The organism is Rhizobium sp. BK418 (assembly GCF_004341105.1).
Taxonomy (GTDB): domain Bacteria; phylum Pseudomonadota; class Alphaproteobacteria; order Rhizobiales; family Rhizobiaceae; genus Rhizobium.
Genome location: NZ_SLZK01000002.1, coordinates 782,574 through 799,181, shown reverse-complemented (window position 1 = coordinate 799,181; position 16,608 = coordinate 782,574). Strand labels below are relative to the sequence as shown.

The 16,608-nt window shown below is 61.4% G+C and carries 15 protein-coding genes; 4 read left to right on the top strand and 11 right to left on the bottom strand.

Annotation, left to right across the window (positions count from 1 at the left end):
* Nucleotides 1-78: 78 nt before the first annotated feature.
* Nucleotides 79-999: a DMT family transporter gene (locus tag EV281_RS09945; protein ID WP_132652913.1), complete on the bottom strand. Its 921-nt coding sequence runs from the start codon at nucleotides 997-999 to the stop codon at nucleotides 79-81.
* Between the two features lie 246 nt (nucleotides 1,000-1,245).
* Here EV281_RS09945 and EV281_RS09940 point away from each other — a divergent pair, with 246 nt between their 5' ends.
* Complete coding sequence (locus EV281_RS09940; RefSeq protein WP_132652912.1) at nucleotides 1,246-2,109, top strand: NmrA family NAD(P)-binding protein; 864 nt, start codon at nucleotides 1,246-1,248, stop codon at nucleotides 2,107-2,109.
* A 50-nt stretch (nucleotides 2,110-2,159) separates the two neighbouring features.
* On the opposite strand, the gene EV281_RS09935 is transcribed toward EV281_RS09940, so the two are convergent.
* The gene (locus EV281_RS09935; RefSeq protein WP_132652911.1) at nucleotides 2,160-2,924 is read right to left on the bottom strand and encodes an SDR family oxidoreductase; all 765 of its coding nucleotides are present in this window, start codon (nucleotides 2,922-2,924) and stop codon (nucleotides 2,160-2,162) included.
* Nucleotides 2,925-3,067: 143 nt separating this feature from the next.
* Between EV281_RS09935 and EV281_RS09930 the strand changes: the two genes are divergently transcribed.
* Nucleotides 3,068-3,973 (top strand): LysR family transcriptional regulator, encoded by a 906-nt coding sequence (locus tag EV281_RS09930; protein WP_132652910.1) that lies wholly within the window; start codon nucleotides 3,068-3,070, stop codon nucleotides 3,971-3,973.
* On the opposite strand, the gene EV281_RS09925 is transcribed toward EV281_RS09930, so the two are convergent.
* The gene (locus EV281_RS09925) at nucleotides 3,970-4,845 is read right to left on the bottom strand and encodes a LysR family transcriptional regulator (RefSeq protein ID WP_132652909.1); all 876 of its coding nucleotides are present in this window, start codon (nucleotides 4,843-4,845) and stop codon (nucleotides 3,970-3,972) included. The genes EV281_RS09930 and EV281_RS09925 overlap by 4 nt on opposite strands.
* Before the next feature lie 91 nt (nucleotides 4,846-4,936).
* Between EV281_RS09925 and EV281_RS09920 the strand changes: the two genes are divergently transcribed.
* On the top strand, nucleotides 4,937-6,190 hold the full coding sequence (locus EV281_RS09920; RefSeq protein WP_245508246.1) for an MFS transporter: 1,254 nt from the start codon (nucleotides 4,937-4,939) through the stop codon (nucleotides 6,188-6,190).
* A gap of 58 nt (nucleotides 6,191-6,248) precedes the next feature.
* Complete coding sequence (locus tag EV281_RS09915) at nucleotides 6,249-6,650, top strand: GFA family protein (RefSeq protein ID WP_132652908.1); 402 nt, start codon at nucleotides 6,249-6,251, stop codon at nucleotides 6,648-6,650.
* 9 nt (nucleotides 6,651-6,659) lie between these two features.
* On the opposite strand, the gene EV281_RS09910 is transcribed toward EV281_RS09915, so the two are convergent.
* The 8 genes from EV281_RS09910 to ubiE form a co-directional block, all read right to left on the bottom strand.
* Nucleotides 6,660-8,321, bottom strand: a complete 1,662-nt coding sequence (locus EV281_RS09910; RefSeq protein ID WP_132652907.1) for a urocanate hydratase — start codon at nucleotides 8,319-8,321, stop codon at nucleotides 6,660-6,662.
* A 69-nt stretch (nucleotides 8,322-8,390) separates the two neighbouring features.
* Nucleotides 8,391-8,720: a TfoX/Sxy family protein gene (locus EV281_RS09905; protein ID WP_132652906.1), complete on the bottom strand. Its 330-nt coding sequence runs from the start codon at nucleotides 8,718-8,720 to the stop codon at nucleotides 8,391-8,393.
* 3 nt (nucleotides 8,721-8,723) lie between these two features.
* Entirely contained in the window at nucleotides 8,724-9,821 is a 1,098-nt protein-coding gene (locus EV281_RS09900; protein ID WP_132652905.1) for a DUF917 domain-containing protein, read from the bottom strand.
* Nucleotides 9,822-9,891: 70 nt separating this feature from the next.
* A complete protein-coding gene (locus EV281_RS09895; protein WP_132652904.1) occupies nucleotides 9,892-11,139 on the bottom strand; it encodes a Zn-dependent hydrolase in 1,248 nt (415 codons plus the stop codon).
* On the bottom strand, nucleotides 11,136-12,503 hold the full coding sequence (locus EV281_RS09890) for an amidohydrolase family protein (RefSeq protein ID WP_132652903.1): 1,368 nt from the start codon (nucleotides 12,501-12,503) through the stop codon (nucleotides 11,136-11,138). The genes EV281_RS09895 and EV281_RS09890 overlap by 4 nt, the downstream gene beginning before the upstream one ends.
* Nucleotides 12,504-12,530: 27 nt before the next feature.
* Complete coding sequence (locus tag EV281_RS09885; protein ID WP_132652902.1) at nucleotides 12,531-14,114, bottom strand: aromatic amino acid lyase; 1,584 nt, start codon at nucleotides 14,112-14,114, stop codon at nucleotides 12,531-12,533.
* A gap of 92 nt (nucleotides 14,115-14,206) precedes the next feature.
* Nucleotides 14,207-15,781: a 2-polyprenylphenol 6-hydroxylase gene (gene ubiB / locus EV281_RS09880; protein ID WP_132652901.1), complete on the bottom strand. Its 1,575-nt coding sequence runs from the start codon at nucleotides 15,779-15,781 to the stop codon at nucleotides 14,207-14,209.
* 5 nt (nucleotides 15,782-15,786) lie between these two features.
* Complete coding sequence (gene ubiE / locus EV281_RS09875) at nucleotides 15,787-16,563, bottom strand: bifunctional demethylmenaquinone methyltransferase/2-methoxy-6-polyprenyl-1,4-benzoquinol methylase UbiE (RefSeq protein ID WP_132652900.1); 777 nt, start codon at nucleotides 16,561-16,563, stop codon at nucleotides 15,787-15,789.
* Between the last annotated feature and the right edge of the window lie 45 nt (nucleotides 16,564-16,608).

Below are 16,608 nucleotides of genomic sequence, written 5' to 3'. Positions count from 1 at the left end.
AACAGTTAGAGCATCCTTAGTACGTCCGCATAGATGCACGCAGCCGAGCCTCCGGTGGAAACGTGCAATCTTCGGTACTCAGGCTTGTGCGACCCGTCTCGGCGTGAAGATCGCAATCGCCATGCCGACTCCGACCAGTTGCAGGATTGCACCGCCGGCTTCGGGAATGGTCGGCATGCGCTGCTCGAACAGGAAGCCGTAAAACAGGCCGAAGACGGTTTCCGCAACGACGAGTTGGGCCGCAAGTGCCAGCGGCAGAAGCCGCGCGGCAATCATCCAGGACAGCGTGGCAAGCCAAGAGCCGGCAATGCCCATCACGGCGCCCCAAAGCACAAAATGGAAAGTCTGCTCGCCGGTGAAGCTGACATTTTCCCACAGCGAGGTGAAGGGCAGCAGGATGACAGCGCCAATGCCGGCACCAATCCCCTGCAAAGCAGTCCAGTGCATGGCGCTCGGTGCATCCTGTGACTGCATGACGGCGGCGCTGATAAGGCTGTAAACGACCCAGAGCACGAGGCCGATCAGCGCTGCGGCGATGCCTGACAGGATTCCGGTCTGGTCTCCGGCCGATGTGGTGGCGAAGATCGAGACATTCACCCAGCCGATACCGGCGGCAATCAGCATCAGTGGCAGTGCCAGCGCGCTCCAGCTGATGGATCGGTCCTTGAAATTGGCGATGATGGCAAGCAGCACCGGCATAGTGCCGATGACCAGCGGCGGAATGGCCGTCCCTGCATAGCGCACGGCATAGGAGATGCTCATGAAGTAGCCGACATAGCCGAAGCCGCCGAGGGCAATGCCAGTCAGCACTAGCGAGCGTCTCAGGCCCACCGGGCGAAAGCGCGGATTGATCATCAGGATCAGACTGACGGCGGCAAAAAGCCCGTAACGCGCCACCGTCAGGTCGATCGTCGTATAGGGTGCGACGACACGAGGTGCGACGAAGCTGAGCCCCCACAGCGCACAGGTGGCGAGTCCACAGAGGATGCCGATCAGCATGTGTTGCTCCGAAGAGATGGGACCGTGCTCCGGCATGAAGGGGTTGGGAGCGGTCGTGGAAGAATGTTGCCAGCGCGATATGCCCAATCGCGACCCGAAACAAGGGCTCGCCTGCGACATCGCGGAGGCGGCTTTGACATGCTGGCCGTAATTGGTGCGTTTGAGTCATCAATTATGTGACGGAACCGCACTTCAGTCACATATCGATCGGCGGCATAGTGGGCCAACCCATAAGGAGTTGCCCCAATGTTTGCTATCACCGGAATGACTGGCCAGGTCGGCGCCGCTGTTGCTGATCATCTGCTGAAGGATGGCGCACAGGTCCGTGCCGTCGTCAGAAATCCCGAAAAGGCCGCCCGCTGGAAGGAGCGCGGCTGCGAACTCCTCGTCGCTGACATGAACGACGCAGCGTCGCTGACGTCTGCCTTCAAGGGTGCGGAAGCCATTTTCCTCGTCATCCCGCCGCTCTTCGACCCAACGCCCGGCTTCCCGGAAGTGAGGGGCATGTTGGCGGCGCTGAAGACCGCGCTTGACGAGGCAAGGCCCGGAAAGCTGGTCTGCCTGTCAACGGTCGGTGCGCAGGCGACAGAGCCGAACCTGCTGAGCCAGCTCGGCATCGTCGAGAAGGAGCTTTCGATGCTGCCCATGCCGGTCGCCTTCCTGCGCGCCGCTTGGTTCATGGAAAACGCTGCCTGGGATGTGGCGCCGGCCCGCGAAAACGGCGTTATCCAGAGCTTCCTGCAGCCGCTCGATCGCGCTGTCCCGATGATTGCCGTCGACGATATCGGTCTGCTTGGTGCGAAAATGCTGCGCGAAGACTGGCAGGGTGGGCGTATTGCGGAGCTGGAAGCGCAGGAGCGTGTCAGCCCCAGGATGGTCGCCGCCGCTTTTGCCAAGGCGCTTGGCAAGCCGATAACCCCGGAAGTCGTGCCGCGGGAAAGCTGGGAAGAGCTGTTCCGCGCTCAAGGCATGAAGAATCCGGAACCCCGTATGCGCATGCTCGATGGCTTCAACGAGGGCTGGATCGACTTTGAGGGTGGTCATGAGCGGTCGCTGAAGGGCGCCACAACAATCGAAACAGCAATCCGCCGCCTCGTTGCCGGAGCGTGAAGAAAGGCCGCGGTCGGAGGGACCGCGGCCTTTCTTCTTCCAGTTTGAAATCAGGTGCGGGTGATGGATACGCCGCCATCGACCAGCGAAGCCGTGCCCGTGACGAAGCTTGCATCGTCAGATGCGAGATAGAGCACCGAACGTGCGAGTTCCTCCGGCGTTGCGACGCGCTTCAGCGCATGCAGGTTGGTGATGAAGGACTGCTTCTCTGATGTGTCATTCATCTCGCGGTACATGTCCGTATCTACAGCGCCGGGCAGCACGGCGTTGACGCGGATGTTCTGTGGGCCGTATTCAGCGGCGAGCGCTTGCGTCAGTCCGATCAGGCCGGACTTGCTGGCGGCATAGGCGGCTACACCCGGGAAGGAAAAGCTGTAGCCGACAAAGGTCGACGTGAAAATTACCGAGCCGCTGCCACGCTTGACCATTTCAGCGATCTGATGCTTGGCGGCGAGGAAAGAGGCAGTAAGATTGATCGCCACCGTCTCAGCAAAGCCTGCTTCCGAAACTTCGGTGCTCGGACCGGCCTCACCGATCGTACCGGCATTGTTGAAGGCGATGTCCAGTTTACTGTAGTTTTCGACGGCAGCTGCGACCAGCGCCTTGTGATAGTCTTCCGAACGGACATCACCGGCAACGGCGACGGCATCGCCACCGGCAGCCTTGATTTCGGCGACCAGGCTTTCGAGTTCGGCCTGGCGGCGGGCGCCGACGACGACCTTGGCGCCTTCAGCAGCAAAAAGTTTGGCGGTGACGCGACCGATGCCTGAGCTTGCGCCGGTGACTATTGCGACTTTGTTGGTCAGACGGTTCATTGTTTTATCTCCTCGATTTGTGTTGGGCCGGCCCTTCCGTCCCGTTTCGATGACTGGAAGATGGCATTCTTCTTTCGTTCGGATTAGTCTCCCGTTCGCGGAGCTCGAATTCGGAAAAGCCGAACGATGATGAAGCCAGAACGATGATGAAGATTGAGGGGATTGCGGCTTTTGTTGCCGTGGTGGAGTCCGGCTCAGTGAGCGAGGCTGCACGGCGGCTGCGGCTTTCCAAATCCGTCGTCAGCGAAAGGCTCGCGGAATTGGAAAAGACGTTGGGCGCCATGCTCGTCCACCGCACCACGCGCAAGCTCACTCTGACAGAAGATGGATCGGCCTTTCTGGAGCGGGCTGCGCGCATCATCCGCGAGATGGAAGAGGCCGAGGCCGACATGGCCGAGCGACGCGGCACGCTTTCAGGCCCGCTGCGGATCGCGGCCCCCGTCACTTTCGGCCGCCTGCATCTCGGGCCTGCCCTCTATCCGTTTCTGAAGGCTTATCCGCAGATCGCGCTGACGCTCGATATGGATGACCGTCGCGTCGATCCGGCCTCGGACGGCTATGATGCGATCATCCGCCACGGCGCCATTGCCGATTCACGCCTGATCGCCTGGAAGCTCGCCCGCAGCCGGCGGCTGCTGGTCGCATCGCCGGATTACATCGAACAATTTGGCAAGCCCACCTCTTTGGCGGATCTCAACGGCCATCGCGGCATTTTCTATACCAACCGTGGCGTCGCCGACTGGCGTTTCCAGACGGATGAGGGTGCCGTTGTCATCCGCGCGATGCTGGGTCTCGGCATCAACAATGGCGACATGCTGCATGATGCGGCGATTGCGGGTCTCGGCATCGCGCTTTTGCCGACTTTCATCGCTGGCCCCGCCGTTCGCGACGGTCGCCTGAGAGAGATCGATGTCGGCGCCAAGCCAGAGCCGGAATTCATCTACATGGCCCATCCCGAGGGGCGGAATCCCTCCGCCAAGCTGCGCGCCATCGCCGACCATCTGAAAAAGACCTTCGGCGATCCGCCCTATTGGGATCCGGACTGCTAAGCCAGAAGGCTCATCAGATTTTCGGTCACGGGAGAGCGCTGGCTGCGCAGCACGGCCAATGCCAGCCGTGCCACAGCAGGCGGCCCCTCGATCGTCCGGTAGGCGACGCCGGCAAGTTTGATCTGCGAAATCGAGGCCGGTACGATCGAAACGCCGAGATCGGCGGCAACGAGATTGACGACCGAGGAAATCTGCGGCGCCTCCTGCGCGACCTTCAGCTCGAAACCTGCCTCGCGGCAGGCGCGCACCACATCATCATAGAGGCTGAGGCCGACGAGCCGCGGGAAGAGAATGAAATTCTCCCTCGCCAGCAGAGCAAGCGGCAGTGCCTTTTGTTTTGCCAGCGGATGGCTTGCCGGCAGGGCAACGACCATCGGTTCATCCGGCAGGCGCTTCAGCCTGATGCCATCGGGGTCGTCGAGGCCGGGCCGCATGAAGGTAGCATCCAGCTCTCCACGTTCCAGTTTCTGCATCAGGCCAAGTGTATTCATCTCTGTCAGCGACAGCTGCACATCCGGCCATCGGGCTTGAAAGCGGCGGATCGTCGTACTGACAATGGGATTGAACGCCGAAGAGGCGGTGAAGCCGAGCGACAATCGGCCAGTCTCGCCGCGATTGGCGCTCTGTGCCGCCAGCCGCGCCTTTTCGGCAGCCGCGAGCGATGCTTTCGCTTCGGGTAGGAAGGCCATGCCGGCCGCCGTCAGCTCCGCCCCGTGTGGGACGCGATGGAAAAGCATCGCCCCGACCTCGGTCTCCAGATCACGGATCTGCTGGCTAAGTGGCGGCTGACCTATGCCGAGGCGCACGGCCGCTCGCGTGAAATTACCCTCCTCGGCCACAGCCAGAAAATATCGCAAATGCCGCAGTTCCACTGCTATCTCCAAAACCTATCAGAATTGCCAGTCTCATATATTGGACAGATGGAGGCGTCCTGACTAGATAGGAGGCAGGAAGGAATTGATAATGTCCGACACTGCAATCCAAGACGTTGCCGACCTGCAAACGGGCGACAGAAAACAGACCAGAGATTATCTGACGCGCGGCACCGGCGCGTATCGCCGCGCCAGCCTCGCCCTCTTCCTTTCAGGCTTTGCCACCTTCTCGCTGCTCTATTGCGTCCAGCCCCTATTGCCGATCTTTTCGCAGGAATTTGCCGTCAGCCCGGCCGAAAGTTCGCTGGTGCTGTCGCTCGCCACCGGCTTTTTGGCGATCGCCATCGTCTTCGCCGCCGCCGTCTCGGAAGGGCTTGGCCGCCGCGGCCTCATGTCGATTTCGCTGGTTGGCGCCGCCTTGCTGACCATTGCCACCGCCTTTGCGCCGAACTGGCACCTGATGCTGGTCATCAGAGCGCTGCAGGGCTTTGTACTCGGTGGTGTGCCGGCCGTTGCCATGGCTTATCTCGCGGAAGAGATCGATCCGCGCGGCCTTGGCGCCACGATGGGCCTCTATGTCGGTGGTACGGCCTTCGGCGGCATGTCGGGGCGCGTGCTGACCGGCATCTTTGCCGAATATCTTTCCTGGCGGCCGGCTCTGTTCCTTATCGGCGCCATCGGCCTTGCAGCCGCGATCGGCTTCATCGCGCTGCTGCCGCCCTCGCGCAATTTCGTCCGCCGCGCCGGCTTCGACCCGCAGTTCCACCTGAAGGCCTGGTTGGGGCATCTCAGCAATCCGGCACTGCCCCTCATCTTCGCCAGCGCCTTTTTCGCGATGGGCTCATTCGTAACGATCTATAACTATGCCGGCTTCCGTCTCGTCGCACCGCCGTACGGCCTCAACCAGACCGAACTCGGCCTGATCTTCACCGTCTATCTCTTTGGTATTGGTGCATCCTCTGTCGGCGGCATCCTCGGCGACCGCTTCGGCCAATTCGCCGTGCTGATGGCCGGCATCCTCATCACAGCAGCAGGTTGTGCACTGACGCTTTCGGCTTCCCTGCCGCTCATCATCCTCGGCATCATTGTGCTGACCAGCGGTTTCTTCATGACGCATTCAGTGGGAAGCGGTCTGGTTGGCAAGCTCGCCGCCGGTACCAAGGGTCATGCCTCCTCGCTCTATATGCTCGCCTATTATATCGGCTCCAGCATCATGGGTTCGGCTGGCGGCTGGTTCTGGGCGATGGAGGGATGGGCCTCCGTTGTGATCTTCACGCTCATCCTGATGGCGCTGGCTTTTTTCTCTGCACTGACCGCGCGCAGGCTTGCCCGGCGCCCGACTTGACTTTCAATCCGTGATGATTAATTTAACTGTAAGGTTAAATACGAGTCGGAGGAGCATTGTGAAGAAAACCTATCATGGAAGCTGCCATTGCGGCGCCATCGCCTATGAGGCCGGGCTTGATCTTTCGGCCGGCACGTTCAAATGCAATTGCTCGATCTGCCGCAAAAAGCGCAGCTGGCTGGCGATCGTGCAGCCGGCCGATTTCCGGCTGGTGTCAGGCCGGGACCATCTGCGCGAATATCTCTTCGGCGCAGGCGCGATTCATCATCTCTTCTGCGAAACCTGCGGTGTGGCTTCCTTCGCCCGTAATGATAGTCAGACAATCGGCCCCTTCATCGCCATCGCCGTCAATTGCCTTGACGATGCTGATGCGGAGGAGCTTGCCGCGGCACCCGTTGCCTATTTCGATGGTCTGCATGACCGCTACGATGCCGAGCCCGCAGAAAAGCAGCTTCTTTGACAACGACTGTCAGCTCAGCCGGATATAGGGCACGTCCTTCTTCGCCACCTCATCCAGCGCTTCGTCATAACCGGCATCGGCGTAACGCATGACGCCGAGCGCCGTATCGTTGGTTAGCGCATAGTCGAGGCGTTCATCGGCGGCATCAGTGCCGTCGGCGACCACGGTGACGCCGCAGCTTGTCATATAGCCGGCGTAACCGCCGCCGCCCGAATGGACGACCACGAGATCGGCCATCGAGGAGCAGAGCATCATCGCATCGATGAGCGGCCAGTCGGCAATGGCGTCCGATCCGTCCTTCATCCGCTCGGTCATGATATTCGGATGCGCCATGGCGCCGGCGTCGAGATGGTCGCGCGAGAAGGCAACGGGTCCCTTCAATTCGCCATCCGCAACCAGCTCGTTGACCCGCCGCGCCAGCGCCGTGCGTTCGCCATGGCCAAGCCAGGCAATACGCGCCGGCAGGCCTTCGAAGGGAATATGTTCTCGCGCCAGGCGGACCCAGTTGGTGATGATCTTGTTATCGGGAAACATTTCCAACAGCAGATCGTCGATGCGAGCGATGTCGCTCTCCTCGCCCGACAGCGCCATCCACCGGAAGGGGCCGATGGCGCGAGCAAAGAGCGGGCGCAGATAGGCTTCCGTGAAGATCGGAATATCGAAGGCATTGGCAACGCCGCCCTCGCGTGCCTGTGTGCGAATGAGATTGCCGTTGTCGAAGACTTCCGAGCCGCGCTTCTGAAATTCAAGCATCGCAGTGACATGCTCGACGATCGAGGCGCGGCTGGCGGCCATCAGCTGGCCCTGACCATCATCTCGCAGACCCCTCACCTGATCGATGCTCATCCCCTTCGGCACATAGCCGTAGACGAGGTCATGCGCCGAGGTCTGGTCGGTGACGACATCGGGCACGATGCCGCGCCGGGCAATTTCGGGATAGATCTCGGCCGCGTTGCCGACGAGGCCGACGGAGAGCGCCCGCTTTTCCTTGATCGCGGCATCGATCATAACAAGCGCACTATCGAGATCGGGCGCAATTTCCTGCAGATAACCGATCTGCTGGCGCTTGCGCGCGCGTTCAGGATCGATATCGACGCAGAGGATTGCTGCACCCGCCATACGGCCGGCAAGCGGCTGCGCCCCGCCCATGCCGCCAAGCCCGGCCGTCAACACGAAGCGCCCATAGAGATCGCCGCCGAAACGGCGCTCGGCAATGCGCATGAAGATCTCGTAGGTGCCCTGAATGACGCCCTGGCTGCCGATGTATTGCCAGGCGCCGGCTGTCAGCCCGCCCCAGCAGATCAAACCCTTGCGCTGCAATTCATAGAAGACCTCGGCCTTCGCCCATTGGCCGACGATATTGCAATTCGCCATGATGACGAGCGGCGCCTTGGCATGGGTCTTCACGAGGCCGATCGGCTTGCCGGACTGGATGAGCAGCGTCTGATCCTCGTCCATTTCTATGAGGGCCTTGACGATACCACGATGTGCCGCCCAGCTACGGGCCGCCTTGCCGAGCGCGGCGTAGACGACGAGATTGTCGGGATCTTCGCCGACCGAGAGCACGTTTTCGAGCAGCCGCAGCAGCGCTTCCTGCCGCCAGCCCTTGGCGCGCAGCTCCGGCCCGCTGGGGATGAGAAATTTCGGATGGCGTGGATTGGCCTTCGGCATCTTGGGTTCCTCGTCCGTTTTTCACCTTCCTTCTCCCCGCAGGAAGAAGGGGCAATGGCATCGCTTCATTCACTTGGCAGGCATCGGTTCCACATAGGCAAGCGCGGCATCAATGAGACGCCGCCTCATGGCATCGTCACCGCAGACATCGGCATTGGCTCGCACCCAGCCATGCATGATGCGCTCGCCCGACAGCATTTGGATCACGCCCGGCAGCGCCAGCGCCCAGCCATCATTGCCCTTGCCGAGACGCAGCAACATGCCGTCATGGCGCGCGCAGCAGAGCAGGTTGCCGTTGAGCATGAAGGCCCAGCCGCCGAACATGGATTTCTCGCTGAGGCCCGGCCGCTCGCCGAGCTCATCGCGCATCAGTTCTTCCAGCCCGCGATCGCGCGCCATGGCTCAGGCCCTCGTCTCCAGTGCATAGCGTGCGATCTCGATGCCCATCGCCTTTTCGACGGGAGGATAGACGGTCGGATCGAGCACGCTGGCCGACAACGGAATAATGTCCTTCGGCACGTGCAGGATGAAGACATGCATTCCGCCCTTGAGCTGGCCGACGGAAAGCGGTTCGCCATCCTCGGAAAGCGTGGTGATGACGGCCGGGAAGGTCGCAACACGCGTGCCGCCCGCATCTTCAACCGCCATATATTCGTTCATCACATGAAGCGTCACGGCCTTGTCCCCCGCGCCGACGGTGATCGTGCCGATGTCGAAGGCCTCCTTAGTGTAGACGACGTCTTTTTTCGTGATCGTGCCTTCTGCCAGAATATGGCCGCCCGTCGTCCTGCAGATTGCGTCGATAACAGCCGATCCGCCCCTCTTTTCCGCCTCGATGATCGCCTCGCCGAGCTTTAGCGCCATGGAAATGCCACCGAGTGCGGCATTCTTGCGAACGTAGGAGGCGCGCAGCGGATTGCGGCAGCTGGCGATGAAGCCGCCGGACTGGTCGGCAGCGGCCCGCAGCACCGGCGATATCTTCGCCGTCGCGCCCTTCACGACCAGCTCGATATACCGATTTTCGGCGCGATTGCCGCCGACCGCCGTCTGGATCATCTGCTCCGGCGAGCCCGCCATGCCGATCGAGCCCATGTCGCCGGTCGGATGCGCCCGAATGTCACCGACGGCATCGACGACCTTGGTGCCGAGGATCGCCGAAGGCAGCCAGCCGTTCAGCGTCGAGGACTTGCCGTTCTGACCGATGATGAGGCCTGCCAATTTTTCGCCGAGCGCTTCCTGCAGAAGCTGCACGGCCTTCACATAATCAATGCCCTGCATTTCCCAGGGCGTCGTGGAGGCAGGCGCGCCGATCGCCGCAGCCGTCGCGATCCAGTCGTCGCCGCCAAGTTCCTCGATGGAGACGAGCTCCGGCTTGCCGACATTGACGGCCGCATAACCGAGCATGCGGCCGTGATCCGCCCAGCCGCCACCGCCGGCGGCATAGACGGAGCCACCCTTGACGGCGGCTTCCACGTCCTTCTCAACCAGTATGCGTCCCATCGGCTTGCTCCTTCCTCTGCATGATCCCGAAAAATGTGAAGCTGTTTTCGGAGGAGATCATGCGGCCAACCTAAAGTGTCTTGTCCATCTCGAGCACCGCCTCGAAAAGCACGGCGGTGCCGAGCGCTATATCGTCATTTTCAGCCCATTCATTCGGGGAGTGGCTGCGCCCTTCCTTGCAAGGCACGAAGATCATCGCAGCCGGCGCCATGCGGGCAATCCAGGCCGTGTCGTGACCGGCGCCCGAGGCCATGAATCGATATTTGGCGCCGACTGTCTCGCAGGCCCGCTCCAGTGTTGAGAGCAGGCCCTTGTCGCTCGGTGTCGGAAAATTATCCGAGATGCGGTTCGGGGGCGCGATCGACACGCCGAAGGCCGAAGCAAGTTTTTCCGCGTGGCCGTCCAGCCAGCGGCAGAAGGCCTCCATATCTGCGCGGATTTCGGCTCGTCCATCAATCAGCAACACGACCCGCGATGGCACCACATTGGCGGCGTTTGGCTCGATCCTGAATTCGCCGACGGTCGCCGCAAAATGACCTGGTGTTTTGGCTAACTCGCTTGCTGCATTGCGGATGTCGAGCACCAGCTGCGAGGCTGCGACCAGTGCATCGGCGCGCGAATCCATCGGCGTCGTGCCAGCGTGATCGGCGCGACCTTCGACGGTGATTTCGATACGGGTAATACCCGAGATCGCCGTGACGATAGCGATATCCTTGCGTTCGTTTTCAAGCACCGGGCCTTGCTCGATATGCAGTTCCAGAAAGCCGGCAATATCGGGCTTGTGCTCTTGGGTGAGCATACCCGGCGACCCGCCGACCTCGGCAATCGCTTCGGCCAGATCGCGACCCTCGACTGTGCGGGAGAGCCATGCCTGCGGCAATTGTCCGGTCATGCCGCGGCTACCGATGCAGGAGACGCCAAAAACGCTGACTTCTTCCGCGAGGAAATCGACGATCTCCAGATCGTGATCGAGGTGGATTTCCTTTTCGCGGAGCGCGCGGGCCACTTCGAGTGCCGCAGCCACACCCGCAATGCCGTCGAATCGTCCGCCATCAGGCACGGTGTCGGAATGCGAGCCGAGCATGATGATGCCGGAGCCCGGTTTTGCGCCTTCCCGCCGGCCGATAAGATTGCCGGACGCATCGATCCTAGTATCGAGGCCGATCGCCCGCATCCGCGCCTCAAGATAGGCACGGCCTTCGAGAAAGAGCGGTGAGAAGGCCCGGCGGGTCCAGGGATGATCGGGTTCCGTGATGGCCGACAAGGCCTCAATATCCGCTGATATCCGGCCGGGATTGACGGGCAGATTGCGGCTCATGCAAGCACCTGTCGCGGAAGCGGCCGCACGAAGCGCCCGGCACCAGGCTCGGCCAGCACCTTCGAACCATCTGTTATCTTCTGCCCGCGCAGCCAGGCGGCCGATACAGTCCACGGCAGTCGGATGCCGTTATAAGGACTCCAGCCGACGACATTATTGCCGCTAACCGAAGCGTCATAGACCATCTCGTTCGGTTCCAGCACGACGATATCGGCATCCTTGCCTGGTGTCAGCGCGCCCTTGATATGATGGAGGCGGAAATGCTTAGCCGGATTCTCCGCCATCAGCTTCGCTGCCCATGTCAGCGAAATGCCGCGCTCCAGCGCGCCCTTGACGAAGAGCGGCACCATGACTTCGAGACCCGGAACGCCGGACGCATTGGCAAGCATGTCCGGATTGGTCTTGCGATTTTCCGACCAGCTGACGTGATCGGTCGAAACCAGCCAGACATTGCCCTCGGCAACCTTGCGCCACAGCGTCTCGACTTCGGCGCGCGGGCGCACAGGCGGATTGATCTTCGCCTTGCCGCCGAGGCGTTTCACATCGTTTTCCTCGTCAAGCGTCAGGTAGTGGATGCAGCACTCGACGGTCGCCTGAAAGCCATCACGACGATAGGCGCGTGCGATGTCGTAGCCGCGTCCGAGCGAGCAATGCACGACATGCGATGGGCAGCCGGTATTGGCGCCGGTCTCGAAGATCGTGTGCATGGCAAGCAGCTCTGTGATCGGCGGGCGCGACAGGCCATGAGCGCGCCAGTCGGTGATGCCGCTCGCCTTCACCTGCTCCACATAGGTGCGCACCGCCTCGTCATCCTCGTTATGCACGCCGGCGGTAAGCCCGGTTGGAGCAATCGCCGCGAAGCAGGCGTCTAGCAGGGCAGGCGGGATGCGCGGGAAACGTTTGGGATCTGTGCCGAAGGTCGAGAATTTGAACGCGGCAACGCCCGCTTCCACCATTTCCGCGATGCGGATAGGACCTTCCTCAGGATCGACCGTGCCATAGAGTGCGAAATCGACGCGGGCCTGCGGGCCGGCATGATCGACTTTCTTCTTCACGGCTGCTGCCGAGCAGACGAGATTGCCTTCGTCATAAGGCATGTCGACGATGGTGGTGACACCGCCGGCTGCAGCCGAACGCGTCGACCAGATAAAGTCTTCCTGGTCCTTCTGCGAGAGCGAATGGACCTGCGCATCGATGGCGCCCGGCAGGATCAGCGCCTTGCCGAGCAGGTGCCGTTCCTTGGCCGCCGGCGGCACGCCGATCCCAACTTCCGCGATCTTGCCCTCGCGAACGGTGACATAACCGCCCTCGATAATACGCTCCGGCAGCACCACCGTGCCCTGCAGAACGAGATCGAAATCCATGCCGCTTCTCCCCCGATGGGTCTGAATTCAGATGATGACCGTTTCCTGCGTCAGTCGCTCCTCGATACGCTCGAGTGAACCGAGCGCGAAGAAATCGTCGAAAGAGGCAATCGGCACCTGCTCGATCAACTTGGAGAGGAATTCATCCGAGCCGAGTTCCTCCTCGATCGCCTCGACCTCAGCAGATAGCGGCCGGTCGACGGTATAGAAGGCCGCATGTTTGCGCACGACCTCGTAGAGCATGCCGGCCACGCCCTTCGGCGTGTCGCCGATGATATCGATCGCTTGTGCCGAAAGCAGGGCCTCCAGCGCCGCCAGACGCTTCAGCGCCCGCATCTGCCGGTCGAAACGTTCGATGACGAGCGGCAGGAAGGCCGCCTCGTCCTCAAGACCGGCTGCAACGACGAGCGATTGCGCGGAGACTGGGTTCGACATGGAGAGCACGCGCGAGAAGATTTCGCCGGCAAGCTTGATGATCGGCCCGAAACCGGTGGCGATGCGACCAGGCGGCACGAGATTGACCGGCAAGTCACGCCGCTGGCCGTTGCCGAGCAGGACGCAGCGATTGAAGGCATTGCGCGCCGCGTGCGCCATGCAAAGCGCTGCCGATTCCAGCAGGATCGTCACATCCAGCGGCAGCGAGCCGCCCGAAGTCATTACCCGTCCCTCGACGACGACGGGATTGTCATCGGAACGACCTGTGGCGGCGAGGATCTTATGGCCAGTCGAGAGCAGATTCTCGATGACGGCGCCGAAGACCTGGGCGATCATGCGCAGGCTCAGCGCATCCTGCACATGGGTTGCGACCGGCCATTCCCAATCCTCGGAGGCGTTGCAAAGCCAGGAACCGATCAAAGCTTCCCGCGCCGTACCGACATGGCGCACTGCCCGCCAGGGATCACGCGATGCACCAAGCGCGCCGGAGGCCATCATGCCGGTTGCCAGCAGCACTCGGATCGAAGCCGCGGCATTGCGTGTCGTTTCGGCGGCAGCTGCGAAGCTGACGGCATTGACGCTGAGCGAGGCAAGGCTGTCGCGCGGCGCCATCTTAACCGGCTCCATGCCGGCTGCCTGGAAGGCTTCGGCCGCCTGCATGCGATTGCCGCGATAGACCGCTTCCCCGACGCCGGTCAGCACGGCGCCTATCTGGCCCATGAGGCCGATATCGGCACAGCCGATGGAACCGGTGCGGCGCACGACCGGAATGAGGTCGGCCGAAAGCATCCGCATATAGGCTTCGATCAACTCAGGTGTGCATCCGACCTGGCCCGTCAGCGCCGTATTGACGCGCATCGCCATGGCGTTGCGCACGACATTGCAGGAAAAGGGTGTGCCGGTGCCGAAGTGATGGGCGCGTACGAGCCCGAGATTGAAGGCGTCGAGATCCTCCGGTGACCATTCGACATCCTTCATGGCGCCCACACCCGTGGTCGCGCCATAGACCGGCATGCCGGTTTCGATGGCATCTTCGACGATCGTGCGCGCGGTCTTCACCCGCTGCATGCCGATCGCCGATGCTGAAAGTGCAACCTTGCCGGAGCCGATCCTGACCATCTCGGCAAAGCTCAGTGGCTGGCCGCTAAGTTCGATTCCGGGGCGTTCGTGCTTCATGTGCTCATCTCCATGGAGGCGAGACTAAGCGAGCCTTACGTCTGGCGGGATATCCCAAATGCCGAACACATCATGCTTTTGCCGGTTCCCGATCAGCTCATTACCCAGGCAATATAGAGAAGCGTGAGCGCAATGATCCAGAGGGCTATCTTGGCCGAGCGATTGTGGCGCGCTTCCGCTTTGCCGATGGCCTCCGCCGTGTGATCATCGAAGCGCAGCCCGTGCTCGCTCATATGCAGAAGCTGATGGTGAAATTTCTCGGTCTGGGCGGCAATTTCAGGTGCCGCTTCGGCAAGCTTTACGGCCGCCTTCAGCCCGTCCTTGAGATCGGTGACGATGCGCTTCGGGCCGAGATTGTTCTTGATCCAGTCGCCGACGACCGGTTCGGACGCCTTCCACATGTTGAAGCGCGGATTGAGCATGCGCGAGACGCCTTCAACGACAACCATCGTCTTCTGCAGCATCACAAGTTCGGGCCGCGTCTGCATGTCGAAGAGCTCGGTCACTTCGAAAAGCAGCGTCAACAGCTTGCCCATGGAGATCGTTTCGGCCGGCTGGCCGTGGATCGGCTCGCCGATCGCCCGGATTGCCTGGGCAAAACTCTCGACATTGTGGTGGCCGGGCACATAGCCTGCCTCGAAATGCACCTCCGCCACCCGGATGTAATCACGGGTGATGAAGCCATAGAGGATCTCGGCGAGGAAACGGCGTTCCTTCTTCCCGAGGCGCCCGACAATGCCCATGTCGACGGCGACGATCATGCCGCTGGAGTCGACGAAGAGATTGCCCGGGTGCATGTCGGCATGGAAGAAGCCGTCGCGCAGCGTGTGGCGCAGGAAGGACTGGATCAGCGTATCGGCAAGTTTGTTGAGATCGTGGCCGGCGGCGCGCAGGCCCTCGACGTCAGACATCTTAACGCCATCGATCCATTCCATAGTGATGACGTCGCGCCCGGTGCGCTCCCAGTCGACCTTCGGTACACGGAAGCCCGGATCCCTTTCGGTATTTTCGGCGATCTCCGAAAGCGCGGCGGCTTCCAAACGCAGGTCCATCTCTACTTTGGTAGTCTGTTCCAGCGTCTTCGTCACCTCGACCGGCCGCAGGCGGCGGCTCCCCGGCATGAAGCGTTCCTGCATGCGGGCAACGAGGTACATCGCCTCGATGTCATGGGCAAATCGCGCCCTGACACCCGGTCGCACGACTTTCACGGCGACCTTCTTGGGTCCTTGTGGCGTATTGACCTCGGCTGCATGCACCTGCGCGATGGAGGCAGCGGCAATCGGGTCTCCGAAGCTCGCATAGAGATCACTGATTGGCCGTCCGAGCGAGCCCTCGATATTGGCCTTGGCAGCAGCTGCCGGGAAAAAGGCCATCCGGTCCTGAAGCTGCGACAGGTCGTCGGCGAACTCGACGCCAACGACATCGGGACGCGTTGCGAGGAATTGGCCGATCTTCACATAGGACGGCCCGAGCCGCTCGACGGCCTGTGCCAGGCGATCGCTGCGCTTCTTATATTTGCTGCGATTGCGCGCAAACATGCCGACAAAGGATTTTGCCAGGCTGACGGATGGCGGCAGACCTTCCGAAGGCAGCGCCGAAATGACGCCTTCGCGCACCAGAATCCAGCCGACCCTTACGAGCCTGAAATATGCCCCGAAAGCACTCATGCGGATCAGAGCTTCCAGCCGGAATGCAGCGCTGCGATGCCGCCGGTATAATTGGTGTAGGTCACGCGCGAGAAGCCGGCCATGCGGATCATCGCCGCGAAATTCTCCTGGTTCGGAAATTTGCGGATCGATTCCACGAGATACTGGTAGGGCTCGGCATCGCCGGTGATAGCCTTGCCGAATTTCGGAATGGCATTGAAGGACCAGGCATCATAGACCTTGTCCAGAATCGGCAGCTCGACCTCCGAAAATTCCAGCACGAGCAGCCGTCCGCCACGTTTCAACACGCGATAGGCTTCCGAGAGCGCCACCTCAATCCGTGGTACGTTGCGAATGCCGAAGGCGATCGTATAGGCATCGAAACTGTTGGACTGGAAGGGAAGGTCCTCGGCATTGGCCTCGACGAAGGTGAGATTGTCCGAAAGCTTTTTCTTTTCTGCCCGCTCGGCGCCGACAGCAAGCATCGAGCCGTTGATGTCGAGAACGGTGGCATGCGCCTGCCGGTTCGAGGCTTCGACGATACGGAAGGCGATATCGCCGGTACCGCCGGCGACGTCGAGCACCTTGTAACCCGCTTCCTTGCGCGGGTTCAGCGCTGCGATCATCGCATCTTTCCAGGCGCGATGCATGCCCATCGACATGACGTCGTTCATGATGTCGTAGCGTTTGGCGACCTTATGGAAGACCTCGTTGACGAGACCCTGTTTCTCACCGGTCGGCACTTCACGGAAGCCGTAGGATGTTTCCATGCCGCCATCGGCGGAGGTCCGGCTGTCTGACATCAAGTTACTCCGTTCACATCAAGAATTCGGCCCGGCGACCATAGC